9 protein-coding genes and 2 tRNA genes are annotated in these 11,623 nt (G+C 68.2%); 5 read left to right on the top strand and 6 right to left on the bottom strand.

Features of this window, described 5'->3' with window-relative positions:
• The first annotated feature begins 94 nt into the window (after positions 1 to 94).
• Entirely contained in the window at positions 95 to 1,345 is a 1,251-nt protein-coding gene (gene glyA / locus PHA29_RS05335) for a serine hydroxymethyltransferase (protein ID WP_270848517.1), read from the top strand.
• 387 nt (positions 1,346 to 1,732) lie between these two features.
• On the opposite strand, the gene PHA29_RS05340 is transcribed toward glyA, so the two are convergent.
• Entirely contained in the window at positions 1,733 to 1,903 is a 171-nt protein-coding gene (locus PHA29_RS05340; protein ID WP_270403560.1) for a DUF6724 family protein, read from the bottom strand.
• A gap of 130 nt (positions 1,904 to 2,033) precedes the next feature.
• Between PHA29_RS05340 and serS the strand changes: the two genes are divergently transcribed.
• Complete coding sequence (serS, locus tag PHA29_RS05345) at positions 2,034 to 3,326, top strand: serine--tRNA ligase (RefSeq protein ID WP_270403561.1); 1,293 nt, start codon at positions 2,034 to 2,036, stop codon at positions 3,324 to 3,326.
• A 183-nt stretch (positions 3,327 to 3,509) separates the two neighbouring features.
• On the opposite strand, the gene PHA29_RS05350 is transcribed toward serS, so the two are convergent.
• Entirely contained in the window at positions 3,510 to 4,514 is a 1,005-nt protein-coding gene (locus PHA29_RS05350; RefSeq protein WP_270848519.1) for a dipeptidase, read from the bottom strand.
• Positions 4,515 to 4,694: 180 nt separating this feature from the next.
• Here PHA29_RS05350 and PHA29_RS05355 point away from each other — a divergent pair, with 180 nt between their 5' ends.
• The 3 genes from PHA29_RS05355 to PHA29_RS05365 all read left to right on the top strand — a co-directional run bounded on the left by PHA29_RS05355 (position 4,695) and on the right by PHA29_RS05365 (position 8,027).
• Positions 4,695 to 5,045 (top strand): hypothetical protein, encoded by a 351-nt coding sequence (locus PHA29_RS05355; RefSeq protein WP_270848521.1) that lies wholly within the window; start codon positions 4,695 to 4,697, stop codon positions 5,043 to 5,045.
• Positions 5,046 to 5,361: 316 nt separating this feature from the next.
• Positions 5,362 to 5,438 (top strand) — tRNA-Arg (locus tag PHA29_RS05360).
• Between the two features lie 192 nt (positions 5,439 to 5,630).
• On the top strand, positions 5,631 to 8,027 hold the full coding sequence (locus tag PHA29_RS05365) for a tetratricopeptide repeat protein (RefSeq protein WP_270848523.1): 2,397 nt from the start codon (positions 5,631 to 5,633) through the stop codon (positions 8,025 to 8,027).
• Positions 8,028 to 8,033: 6 nt separating this feature from the next.
• On the opposite strand, the gene PHA29_RS05370 is transcribed toward PHA29_RS05365, so the two are convergent.
• The 4 genes from PHA29_RS05370 to PHA29_RS05385 all read right to left on the bottom strand — a co-directional run bounded on the left by PHA29_RS05370 (position 8,034) and on the right by PHA29_RS05385 (position 11,566).
• Entirely contained in the window at positions 8,034 to 8,972 is a 939-nt protein-coding gene (locus tag PHA29_RS05370; protein WP_270848524.1) for an Abi family protein, read from the bottom strand.
• A gap of 602 nt (positions 8,973 to 9,574) precedes the next feature.
• A tRNA-Ser gene (locus PHA29_RS05375) sits at positions 9,575 to 9,665 on the bottom strand.
• Positions 9,666 to 9,808: 143 nt separating this feature from the next.
• Positions 9,809 to 10,780, bottom strand: coding sequence for a tRNA glutamyl-Q(34) synthetase GluQRS (gene gluQRS / locus PHA29_RS05380; RefSeq protein ID WP_270848525.1), 972 nt, complete (start codon positions 10,778 to 10,780; stop codon positions 9,809 to 9,811).
• Between the two features lie 267 nt (positions 10,781 to 11,047).
• Positions 11,048 to 11,566 carry a ferritin gene (locus PHA29_RS05385; protein ID WP_270405930.1) on the bottom strand — a complete coding sequence of 173 codons (519 nt, stop codon included), beginning with the start codon at positions 11,564 to 11,566 and terminating at the stop codon, positions 11,048 to 11,050.
• Between the last annotated feature and the right edge of the window lie 57 nt (positions 11,567 to 11,623).

An 11,623-nucleotide genomic window follows, 5' to 3' on the forward strand; every position in this document is an offset into this window, starting at 1 on the left:
CGCCGGCTGTCGAATGCCTCTGGTATCCCGACGCGTTCCGGCGTAGGCTGGGAGGACCGCGCGCCCGCCGCGCGCCCCGGATGAAGGAGGCCCCATGGCGTTCGAATGGCTCCAGGAAACCGACCCCGTGCTCTCGGGCATGATCGATGCGGAGCTCGCGCGCCAGCGCGATTCCATCGAGCTCATCGCCTCGGAGAACTTCACGAGCCCGTCCGTCATGGAGGCGGTCGGCAGCGTGCTCACCAACAAGTACGCCGAGGGCTATCCCGGCCGGCGGTATTACGGCGGATGCGAGCGGGTCGACGCGGTCGAGGACCTCGCCCGGAGCCGCGCCTGCGAGCTGTACGGCTGCGCCTTCGCCAACGTCCAGCCCCATTCGGGCGCGAACGCCAACCTCGCCGCCTACGCGGCGCTCATCGAGCCGGGCGACACGGTGCTCGGCATGAGCCTGGACCAGGGCGGGCACCTGACGCACGGCAGCCCGGTCAACTTCTCGGGCAAGCTGTACCGCTTCGTCCCCTACGGGTTGGACCTCGAGACCGAGACCATCGACTACGACGCGCTCGAGCGCTTGGCGCGCGCCGAGCGCCCGGCGCTCATCGTGGGCGGCGCCTCGGCCTACCCGCGCACCATCGACTTCGAGCGCCTGGCTGACATCGCCCATGCGGTGGGCGCCCGCCTCATGGTCGACATGGCCCATATCGCCGGCCTCGTGGCGACGGGCGCGCACCCCTCGCCGGTGGGCGTGGCGGATGTCGTGACCTCGACGAGCCATAAGACCCTGCGCGGCCCGCGCGGGGGCTTCATCCTGACGGACGACGAGGGCCTGGCGCGGGCCATCGACAAGGCGGTGTTCCCCGGGACCCAGGGCGGCCCGCTCATGCACGTGATCGCCGGCAAGGCGGCCGCGTTCGGCGAGGCGCTGACGCCCGGGTTCGCAACATATATAGAGCATGTGGTGGAGAACGCCGCGGCGCTGGGGGAGGGGCTCGCCGAGGGCGGGCTCCGCCTGGTCTCCGGCGGGACGGACAACCATCTGTGCCTGGTGGACCTCACGCCCGCGGATGTGACGGGAAAGGACGCCGAGCGCCTGCTCGAGGACGTGGGCATCACGGTGAACAAGAACGCGATTCCCGGCGAGCCGAGGTCGCCCTTCGTCACGAGCGGGATCCGCGTGGGATCGGCGGCGGCCACGACGCGCGGCTTCACCGCGGACGAGTTCCGCGAGATCGGCGGCCTGATCGCGCGCGTCGTGTTCCATGCGGGCGACGCCGCGGCGCTCGACGCGGTGCGCACCCGGGTGGCCGAGCTCCTCGCGGCCCATCCGCTCTACCCCGGGATGTGATGGGTCATTCTGGTGAATTTGGGGACGGGGTCGTTTCGGTTCATTTGGGTCATTTGGGTCATTCGGGGACGGGGTCGTTTCGGGTCATTTGGGTCATTTGGGGACGGAGTCGTTTCAACCCATGGACCGGGGTCGTCTCGACCCATGCATGCGCGAGGTGACGGGAGCCCGGGCGGATCGGTGCCCGGGCGCGTCACGCATGGGGCGAGACGCGTCCGTCGCGGACGTCCCAGATGCTCGAGGTGCAGGTCCGCAGGAACGCGCGGTCGTGGCTCACCAGCAGCAGCGCCCTCTCTCACGACCTCCTCTGACGACGAAGGGCGGCCCCGCCCAGCGGTGCCGCCCTTCGGATGCGTGCGCGCGATGCCGGCCCTCCGGCCACCGTCCCTAGCCCCAGAAGTCGTCCTCGCCGTCCTCGCGGGGACCGCGGTCGACGTAGAGCTTATGGGTGCGCTTCTCGAGCACGAACGCCGCGATGGCGAAGATCGCGATGCCCGCTACGAACAGGATCGCCACCCCCTCGCGGGTGTTGAACAGAAAGGAAAAAAACGCGTCCATCTGATGCCTTCTCGCCTTCAAACTCGGGAAAGAACTCTCACAAGTATATACTTGCGGGTGCACCGTCATGCCGCCAACCTGAATCTCACATCGCCCTGAGCGCAGGTGGCCCGTTAACACCGGAGGCATCATGCTCGATATCAAGTTCGTTCGCGAGAACCCGGACGCGATCGATACCGCTATGGCAAACCGTCAGACCTCGTGGGACCGCGAGCGGTTCTTCGAGCTCGACGACGCCCGCCGCTCCGTCATCACCGAGGTTGAGGAGCTGCAGGCCACGCGCAACGCCGAGTCCAAGAAGATCGGCGTCCTCATGCGCGAGGGCAAGCGCGACGAGGCCGAGGCCGCCAAGGAGGCCGTGCGCGAGGTCAACGAGAAGATCGACGGCCTTGCGTCCCGCCGCTCGGACCTCGAGGCGCAGCTCACCGATTTCATGGCGCATCTTCCCAATCTGCCCTATGAGGCCACGCCGGTGGGCGTGGACGAGACCGAGAACCCGGAGCGCCGCCGCTGGGGCGTCCCGCGCGATTTCGCAGCTGAGGGCTTCGAGGCCAAGCCGCATTGGGACCTGGGCACCGACCTGGGGATCCTCGACTTCGAGCGCGGTGCCAAGCTCTCGGGGGGCCGCTTCACGGTGCTTTCCGGCGACGGCGCGACGCTCGACCGCGCGCTCGAGAACTTCTTCCTGAACACGCACCTCGCCCGCGGCTTCCGCGAGTTCATCCCGCCCGTGGTGGTCAACCGCGAGATCATGTACGGGACCGGCCAGCTGCCCAAGTTCGAGGATGACGCCTACCATGTGGGCGACGATCAGTTCCTGATCCCCACGGCCGAGGTCGTGCTCACCAACCTGCATGCCGGCGAGGTGCTCGACGCCGCCGACCTGCCGCTGTGGTACACCGCCGGGACCCCCTGCTTCCGCGAGGAGGCCGGGTCGGCCGGCCGCGACACGCGCGGCATCATCCGCCAGCATCAGTTCACCAAGGTCGAGATGGTCAAGTTCGCCACGCCGGAGACCTCCGACGACGAGCTGGAGAGCATGACCGCCGAGGCGGAGTACATCCTGCAGCAGCTCGAGCTGCCCTACCGCGTGATCAGCCTGTGCACCGGCGATCTGGGCTTCTCGGCGCGCCAGACCTACGATATCGAGGTGTGGCTGCCGAGCTACAACAGCTACAAGGAGATCTCCTCGTGCTCCAACTGCGGTGACTTCCAGGCGCGCCGCGCGAACATCAAGTACCGCGACCCCGAGCACTTCAAGGGCACGCGCTTCGTGCACACGCTGAACGGCTCCGGCCTGCCCACCGGCCGCACCATGGCTGCCATCATGGAGAACTACCAGAACCCCGACGGCTCCATCACCATCCCCGAGGTGCTGCGTCCCTACATGGGCGGACGCGAGCGCATCGAGCCGCGCGCATAGGGCCCGCGCGCCGAGCGGCGCCGGGGCCGTCCCGTCCGGCTGCGGCGGGGCCCCGACCCGGTCCCGACACGAACCGCCTCCCATCCACGGACACGGAACGAGCAGTCCGAGGGATGGGAGGCTTTTTCATATCCGCCGGCCCGCGGCCGATGCGCGACCGCCCGCCCCGAGGGCGCGCCGCTGTCAGCCGGCGCAGCGCTCGAAGAAGGCGAGCGCGTTCTCGGCGCACAGCTTGCGGGCGATCCGCTCGCCGAAGCGGCGCTCGAAGGCCTCCTGCAGGCGCGGCATCTTCTCCGCGGACGAGATGCAGGACGGCAGGTCGGTCCCGTCGAAGTCGCTGCCGAGCGCGACGACGTCCTCGCCGCCCATGTCGAGCCAGTGCTCGACGTGGCGGCAGAGGTCATCCTCGGTGGGCTCGGCGGTCTCGAAGGACTCGCTGAGGAAGTCGGGGCAGTAGTTGAGGCCCACGAGGCCCCCGCGGTCCCGGATCTCGGCGAACTGCGCGTCCGTGAGGTTGCGCGGGTGCCCGCAGACGGCGCGGCTGTTGGAATGGCTCGCGACGAAGGGCCGCTCGGCGATGCGGGCGACGTCGGAGAAGCAGGCGTCGTTCAGATGGGAGACGTCGAGCACCATCCCCGCGTCCTCCATGCGGCGCACGACCTCGGCGCCCGTCCGCGTGAGGCCGACGGCGGGGGCGTCGCAGCCGCTCCCGAGCGGACCCTCGGCATTCCAGCTGAGGGATGCCATGAGGACGCCCTCGCCGGCGAGGACCTCGACGAGCGAGGGGTCCGCGGCGAACATGCGGGCGTTCTCGATGGTCTTCACGGCGACGCGGCCCCCGCGCCCGAGCGCATCGCGGATGCCCGCGGGACCGGCGGCCAGCGCGATGGCGTCCGCGTTGTCCGCGATCTCGCGCTCGAGATGGCCCATGACCTGGCGGTAGAAGGCGAGCGACTCCTCGGGCGGGAACTCGTCGTATATAAAGCACGCGAAGCATTGGGCCCAGGGAACCCCGCCCATCTTCGCGATCGAGAGGTGGCAGCCGTTGTCTGTGAGGCGGGTGTCGCCCGGGACGTCCTCGGGGCTGAACGACTCGCTGCCGGCGAGCTGGTGGAAGCGCTGGTCGAGACCGGGCCAGGCCAGGCGGTCGGCGGTATCGCAGTGCAGGTCGAAGACGGGATATGCCATAGTTGCGCTCCTCGGGTCGCGGATACGTCCGCCGGCGGCGGGCCGGCGCGCAACAGCCTACCACGAGCATATGGAGGCCCTGCATCCGATTATAGCGAACATAAGTTCCCACGAACATATGTTTCATATTCGGGTATACTTGACAGTGAGGAGAAGGGGTCGAGGACAAGGAGGATGGAAATGGCAGATGGGGTCCGGACGCGGGCCGTCCTGTACGCGTACGGCGGAGACGGGGAGGATGTGCTGGTCGAGTGCTCGGTCGATCCCGAGGGCGTCCTGCGCGTCGTGCAGCGCAGCGCGGGCCCGCTCACGCGGCTGTGCTTCGACGAGAGCCCCCATGAGGCCGAGTTCGAGCTCGATGCGCCGGCTGCGGAGGAATTCGCGCGCCAGATGGGGGTGGATCGCGCTGAGATGCTGCCCGCGGCGCTGCAGCTGCGTTTCGCGGGTCCGGACAGCTCCCTCATGATCCGCGAGGACCTTCGGGGACGCGGGTTGGGCTATCGGGTCCGCGAGCGCCCCCTCGTGCGCTGAGTCCGCCTGCGGGTCCGAGGGGGCGGCCTCCCGAGCGCATGCCCCTTCGTCCAGCATGCGGCGCTCGCCCTTGTGCGCGTGGGTGCCGTTCGGTACGGGAACACGCATCAAATCGAGCGGTTTCTGAATATCGATATCCCATCCGTATGAGGGGATAAACAAGTCCGTTCTGGCCGTTCTCTGAGATCGGTACAACTGTGGAGAGACGAACACAAAGCATTTCTGCAGGTAGATAGGGTTGTTAAAAAGTTTTTCAGAAAACTTTGGTTTCGCGCTTGACGCAGTAGGGGGCCGATGGCATTATATGTCTTGCGTTGCGGCGTTACCTCAGCTGGATAGAGGGTCTGACTACGAATCAGAACGTCACAGGTTCGAATCCTGTACGCCGCACCAGCCGAGAATGAGAGGTGCCCCGGAAGGGGCACCTTTTTTTGTAACGGTAACGACCGCGCATCGTCCCCTGGGATTGTTTCGGGTACGTGCCTATCGCCGAAAACGCAGGGGCCCCGTGCGCCCGGGCGGGCACAATACAAGCCGAGTAGGAAAAACGGAAGCGCGTGTCTATGCGAGCGAGGCGGCGGTGCCATGGCGACCGGAACGACTATCAAGCTATCGATCCTGGCCCGGAGGAAGCGGTTCCCCCGGCTTCCCGGGCAGCCGGAGGGTGCCTCGTTCGGCATCCTGTGGGATGCCGGTCCCATCCCCGCCGACGGCGTGTGCTATGTCGTGGAGTTCGTCGATCGTTCGAGCGCCCGCATCCTGGGATACGTGGCGACCGGCGGGCGCGTGTTCCGCAGGGGCGAAGCGGGTGCCCGCGCCTCGGATCCCGATGAGCTCGCCCTCGCGCTCGTGCGCGATGAGGGGGCGATTCTCGGCGACGTCTACGTCCGCCGACCGGGCGGCAGGCTGGAGCGCGCCACGTCGTTTCGCGGGACCTTCGCCGGGACCCTGCGCGAGGTCTCGGACGTGACGACGTGGAACACCGAGCGCAGTCTCGTCTACCACGAGTTCGCGGCCACCATGTTCCTGCGGCTGTGCGTGTTCGGCATGGACGCGGCTGCGATGCAGGGCGCTCAGGCGCCCGCGGGCGGCCTCGAGCGCCTCGCCGAGCCGGTCGAGGTCTTCGCCGGATTCGGCGAGATGCCGCTGCCCGACGCGATCGCCGCGCTGCGGTACCGCTGCGAGCGCGCCGAGCGCCTGTCGGGTATCGAGGCCTTCGCCTACCGGGTGTTCTCCGAGGTCGATCTGCCCCGCCTGCGCGAGATCGCCGCGAAGGGCGCCCTGTCCCTCGCGCGGATCGAGCGGATGGGCGGCTTCTACATCAACTTCGACCGCGAGCGGACCTCCCCGGAGGACGTCGCCTTCCTGATCTCGGTGGAGGCGGCGCTCAACCGCGTGTCATGCGTCCTGGACAAGCTGGGTTCGGGGTTGGCGCCGGTGTCGACCTCGCCGAGCGAGGAGGCGTGCACCGCCATGGAGCTCGATGCCCTGGAGGGGGTCACCTCCGCGGTCGACCGCCTCGTGCACGGTATGGGCCGCGGGGAGGGCGACGGGCGGCGCCCGGGGACGGTCGCGTGCCGTCCGGGCGGCGAGTGGGATACCCGCTTCGCCTTCGCCGAGCTCTGCGAGGGTCTGAACCTCATCGTGCGGCTCGAGTACCGCTATGACTGCGATGTCGCCGCGGGCAGGATGGCGGTCAGCCTGATGAAGCCGCCCGCCTCCGTGATGCCCCGCAGGACCTGGCGCCCCGGCACGGGATGGCAGGAGGCCGACGGGGCGCTGCGCGCGGCCATGGCGGAGGAATACGGCTGCCGCATGGGGCTCGTCGCAGCGGCCGCGGCCTTCGCGGCGAGTCCGTTGACCGAGCGCTGCCTGGTCGAGGTGCGCGACGCGGTCGACGGCTCGTGCACGGCGCGCGCATTCGACCGGGCGGGGTTCATGGCGGAGACCGTCCCGCTCGCGCGGGAGCTCGTCGGCGTCCCGCTCGGCGGCCGCGGCGGGGTGACCTCGTTGCGAGCGCATGAGACGTCCGAGCGCTTCGACCGCATCGCCCCCTCGGGGCTGCTTCTGCCCCCGGGGGCGGACGGGCGCCCGCTGCCTGCGGAGCTGCGCGACCTGCTGCTCGCCGACACCGTCTCGGAGCTCGAGGTGCTCGAGGACCCTGCCGACCCGCTCATGCGCCGCTTCAACGAGGTGAAGGAGCTGATCGCCTCCGACCCCGCGCGGGCCGAGGCGGGTCTGACCGAGCTCATCGAGGAGGGGCAGGCGTCCTGCGTCGCCGCCGAGCTCACGTCGGCGGTTCCGATGCAGACGCAGTTCTGCGAGAACCACCTGGGGCGCATCATCCTGCCGATGCTCGTCGACGGGACCGGCGTGCGGATCCACCGCGCCCCCGATGCGCTCTACTTCGCCCAGTACGAGCTGTGCAACATGTACGCGCGCGCCGAGGCCTACGAGCGGGCGCTGCCCGAGGCGCGCCGCCTGCTCGACATCGCCTCGACGTCCATGCAGGCCCACTTCACGCTGGTCAACGTTCTCGCACGTCTGGGCATGTACGACGAGGTGGTCGAGGTCGCGAAGCACGGCCTGCGCGCCGCGTGCGACCGCGAGGCGGCGGGCTACCTCTACTACCGCCTCGCCTTCGCGCTCTGGAACCGCGGGGAGAAGTCCGGCGCGCTCGCGTGCTACAGCATGGTGCCGTCGGGCGACCAGGTGAGCGCGGTGGCGCGCGAGGAGATGCGGGAGCTCATGAACGAGATGGGCCGCACGGAGCCCATGGGCCGCGCGGAGGTCACCGGGACGCTCAGGGCGTGCGGCATTCCCGTCGCCCCGACCGACGAGCTGTACCGCCGCATCGCGGACGCCGCGGTGCTCCTGGCCGACAACGGCTTCCTGTACCTGGCGGCGCGGTGCGCCTACGGTATGTGGCGCCTGCGCGGCAACGACGAGCTGGGCGTGGTGAGCCGCTCGCTGCTGGGGTAGGAGGTTCTAGCCCAGGACCTCGCGCCATTCCAGGGGGAAGCGCATCGGATTCAGGGAGACGCTCTCATGCGCCGAGATAAGTGCTTCGAGGCCGTCGAGCATCGACGGCCACCGTTCCGGCCACGACCTGTCGTAGATCCTCTTGAGCACAAGGAACGTCGGGAACTCCTTGTCGCTGTCGTATCCAGAGTCTTTCTTCAGCAGATTCGCCCTCGTGGTCATGACGCGGTTATACAGACGGCTGTGGTGGCCGCAGATGTTCCTGATGTATGTCAGGTGCCGTAGCCAGCTCCTCAGGATGAAGGGCTTCACCCCGAATTCGCCGGCTATCGACTTTGCGACGCCGCTTTTCGCTGGATCGAGGTTCCCGTAGAGTTGGGACACCGTCCCCATGCTCATTATCTCGACCGCAGCCCATATCGGCAGGTCTCCGTACTTCTCGACGTTGTGGACCGCGCAGGGGGCGCCGTCACGCAGCGCCCTGTTACGCTCCCTGATAAGGGATTCCATGGAATGGGAGTGTGCCCTAGCGCTCCTGAAGTATCGGTTGTCCTCGTGTGCCAACGGTCCGCATTCCATCGCCATGTGGTATGCGAAGAGGGCGCGTGCTTTGATCTCGATCGGGGCGATGGCATCCCATACCCATCTACGCAGCGCGCAGTCAAGCGCGTAGGTATTCCAAATCGAATCGAACGTCGTATTCGGGATAAAGCGACCGTCCCGCTCGTATGTGAGCCAATATCCTCGCAGCCGGTAAAAGTTAGTCTCAGACAGGCGTTTCAACGCCAGTTCTCTGTCATCGATGGTCAGTCCGCGGGTGCTCATGAGATTCAGCTGATCGCTGAATGATAGAGGGGGCTTCATAGGGGTAAAAAACGACCCCGCCTGGTTCGCTCCACATTCATGGGTCGCGTGCGGGGTACTGTTAACGCAATTATGGCCCATCTCGCCGCATCCTTTCAATGCCGTTTGCAGATTCGACATCTCGATCGCGCCTATTCTTCCGCCGCCGCTTACGAGTGTAATCGGCTGTGTAGACACGGAAGCGGGGTGGGAGGTGCCATGAGGTCGAGGATGGGCGAGCTCCGCTTCCGAATCGGATCCTTTCAGCAGGGGCTCTCCTGGAGGACGGATATCAGACTGCGCTTTCCTCAAATGCGGAAGACTGGTTCGACCGTGCCCGGCCCGGTGCGGCGGAAGCCTCGTGCGCCGATTCATTTCCTTATCTGGCAAGATGGTTCGCATCATTACCGGGGAACGCTCGCGCGTTCCCTCGGTCTCGCGACCTCATCGGTTCGAATCCCCGCGTGCGGCAAAGAAAAAGCCCGCCTCCGAGGGGGAGACGGGCGTTCACATCGACTGGCGGAGAGCTGGGGATTCGCGTCCGCCTGCGGCGTCCGCACGCTCCGGGCGGCATCCGCCGCCCTCGCGCGCTCGCCGGGGAACGCTCGCGCGTTCCCTCGGTCTCGCGACCTCATCGGTTCGAATCCCCGCGTGCGGCAAAGAAAAAGCCCGCCTCCGAGGGGGAGACGGGCGTTCACATCGACTGGCGGAGAGCTGGGGATTCGAACCCCAGATTCCCTTGTGGGGAATACTCGCTTAGCAGGCGAGCACCTTCGGCCTCTCGGTCAGCTCTCCGGAGCAGCCGCATTATCATACCCCAGATGCGTCATGCAGCACAAGGACGAAGGCGCAAGTCTTCAAACTATCTGCGCGCCGCCAGGGGGTGTCGCGCGTCGGCGTCCCCTGAGCCGCCGCAGGGCGCCGACATCGGCGTTCCCTCAGGCGAAGAACGGCTCATCGATGACGATGTCCGCCCGATGCCGCCGCACCGTCTCCCAGGAGAACAGGTCGGCGAGCTGCGCGGCGCTGCGCGGGCGATCGTCCTCGCACATGCCGGCGAAGAACGCGAGACGGCCCAGCAGCCGTTCGGGGCTTCCGAAGACGCGCTGGAGCTCGCCCAGGTCGCAGTCGCGTTCGCGTTTGGAGAGCCTTCGCCCGTCCGGCGCCACGAGCATGGGGACGTGCGCGTAGGCAGGCTCGGCGAACCCGAGCAGGCGCTGCAGGTAGATCTGGCGCGCGACGGAGCCCAGCAGGTCACGTCCGCGGACGACCTCGGTGACGCCCATCGCCGCATCGTCGACGACCACGGCGAGCTGGTAGGCGAAGACCCCGTCGCTGCGCCGTACGAGGAAGTCGCCGCATTCGCGCGCGAGGACCTCGCGACGCGGTCCGAAGACGCGGTCGGTGAAGGCGACGGTCCCCGCGGGGTCCGCCTCGTCGGGAACGCGCAGCCGCAGGGCGGCGGGGCGCTTGCGGGCGCGCTCGGCCACCTGCTCGGGCGCGAGGTCGCGGCAGGTTCCGGCGTAGACGGGGGTGCCGTCGCTCGCATGGGGGGCGCTCGCCGCGTGGAGCTCGGCGCGCGAGCAGAAACAGGGGTAGACCAGGCCGAGCCCCTCGAGCCGCTCGAGGGCGGCGCGGTACAGGTCGAGCCGGTCGCGCTGGTAGACGGGGCCCTCGTCCCAATCGAGCCCGAGCCAGCGCAGGTCGTCGATGATCTGGCGGGCGAGCTCGGGGGAGGCGCAGCGCGGGTCGAGGTCCTCGATCCGCAGCACGAGCCTGCCGCCCTGCGAGCGGACGGACAGCCACGTCATGAGCGCGGAGTAGATGTTGCCCAGGTGCATGCGGCCCGAGGGCGATGGGGCGAACCGGCCGGTCGTCGTGCGGCCGGATACGGGGTGCGAGGTATCCATGCGCACGAGTATAGGGCATGCCGACCGCGATCGGACGGCGGCGCGCGGGCCCCTTCCGCGGAGGCGGTCGCCGGCCCCGCCCGTCTGCCGCGCGGCGCCCGCGGCCCCGCTTCGGCTGCCTCCCACCCGCCGCCCGCACCCGGGTGCGTCCGGCGCGCCCGGGCGACACGGCCCCTCCGCATGGGAGCGCCCCCGTCGCCCGGGGATCGGGGGCGGGGGCGCTCGGAAGCCGTCTGCGCCCGCACGGGTCGGCGGGCGGGGGGCCGCCTAGAGCGGCAGCGCGGTCATCTGCGTGTAGACGCGGGACTGGTACTCGCGGTCCAGGTCGTACAGCCCCTTCGGGTCGCAGCCGAACAGCTTCATGTTGGTGATCATGTCGCGGGCGTTGGTCTCCTCCTCGCCCTGCTCCTTCACGAACCAGTCGAGCATGCGCATGGCGCGGATGTCGTGAGCCTCCTGGGCCACCTCGTAGCAGCGGTGGATGAGGCTCGTCACGTACTCCTCGTGCTCCAGGCCGGCCTCGAGCGGGGCGAGGTCGTTGTCGAAGGTCTTGTCCGGCTGGGCGATGGCCTTCATGGTGGGCTTGTAGTCGTTGTCGAGCAGATAGCGACGCAGCGCCATGGCGTGGTCCATCTCCTCCTTCGCCTGGATCTCGTACCAGTTCGCGAAGCCCTTGAGGCCGCGGTCGTCATAGTAGTCGGCGAAGGTGAGGTACAGGTAGGAGGAGTAGAGCTCCTTGTTGATCTGGTCCTCCAGGACCTCGGCGACCTTCTCGTTGATGGCCATGTGCATCGTCTCCCTCTCGTGGACGCGGGTATCCCGCGCGAGCATCTCGCGCGCTCG

It is taken from the genome of Candidatus Collinsella stercoripullorum (genome assembly GCF_027669965.1).
Classification (GTDB): domain Bacteria; phylum Actinomycetota; class Coriobacteriia; order Coriobacteriales; family Coriobacteriaceae; genus Collinsella; species Collinsella stercoripullorum.

What these genes read in the sequence shown, in the direction of transcription:
- glyA (WP_270848517.1), top strand. Translation starts at nt 95, where the DNA reads ATGGCGTTCGAATGGCTCCAGGAAACCGACCCCGTGCTCTCGGGCATG.
- PHA29_RS05340 (WP_270403560.1), bottom strand. Translation starts at nt 1,903, where the DNA reads ATGGACGCGTTTTTTTCCTTTCTGTTCAACACCCGCGAGGGGGTGGCG.
- serS (WP_270403561.1), top strand. Translation starts at nt 2,034, where the DNA reads ATGCTCGATATCAAGTTCGTTCGCGAGAACCCGGACGCGATCGATACC.
- PHA29_RS05350 (WP_270848519.1), bottom strand. Translation starts at nt 4,514, where the DNA reads ATGGCATATCCCGTCTTCGACCTGCACTGCGATACCGCCGACCGCCTG.
- PHA29_RS05355 (WP_270848521.1), top strand. Translation starts at nt 4,695, where the DNA reads ATGGCAGATGGGGTCCGGACGCGGGCCGTCCTGTACGCGTACGGCGGA.
- PHA29_RS05365 (WP_270848523.1), top strand. Translation starts at nt 5,631, where the DNA reads ATGGCGACCGGAACGACTATCAAGCTATCGATCCTGGCCCGGAGGAAG.
- PHA29_RS05370 (WP_270848524.1), bottom strand. Translation starts at nt 8,972, where the DNA reads ATGGGCCATAATTGCGTTAACAGTACCCCGCACGCGACCCATGAATGT.
- gluQRS (WP_270848525.1), bottom strand. Translation starts at nt 10,780, where the DNA reads ATGGATACCTCGCACCCCGTATCCGGCCGCACGACGACCGGCCGGTTC.
- PHA29_RS05385 (WP_270405930.1), bottom strand. Translation starts at nt 11,566, where the DNA reads ATGGCCATCAACGAGAAGGTCGCCGAGGTCCTGGAGGACCAGATCAAC.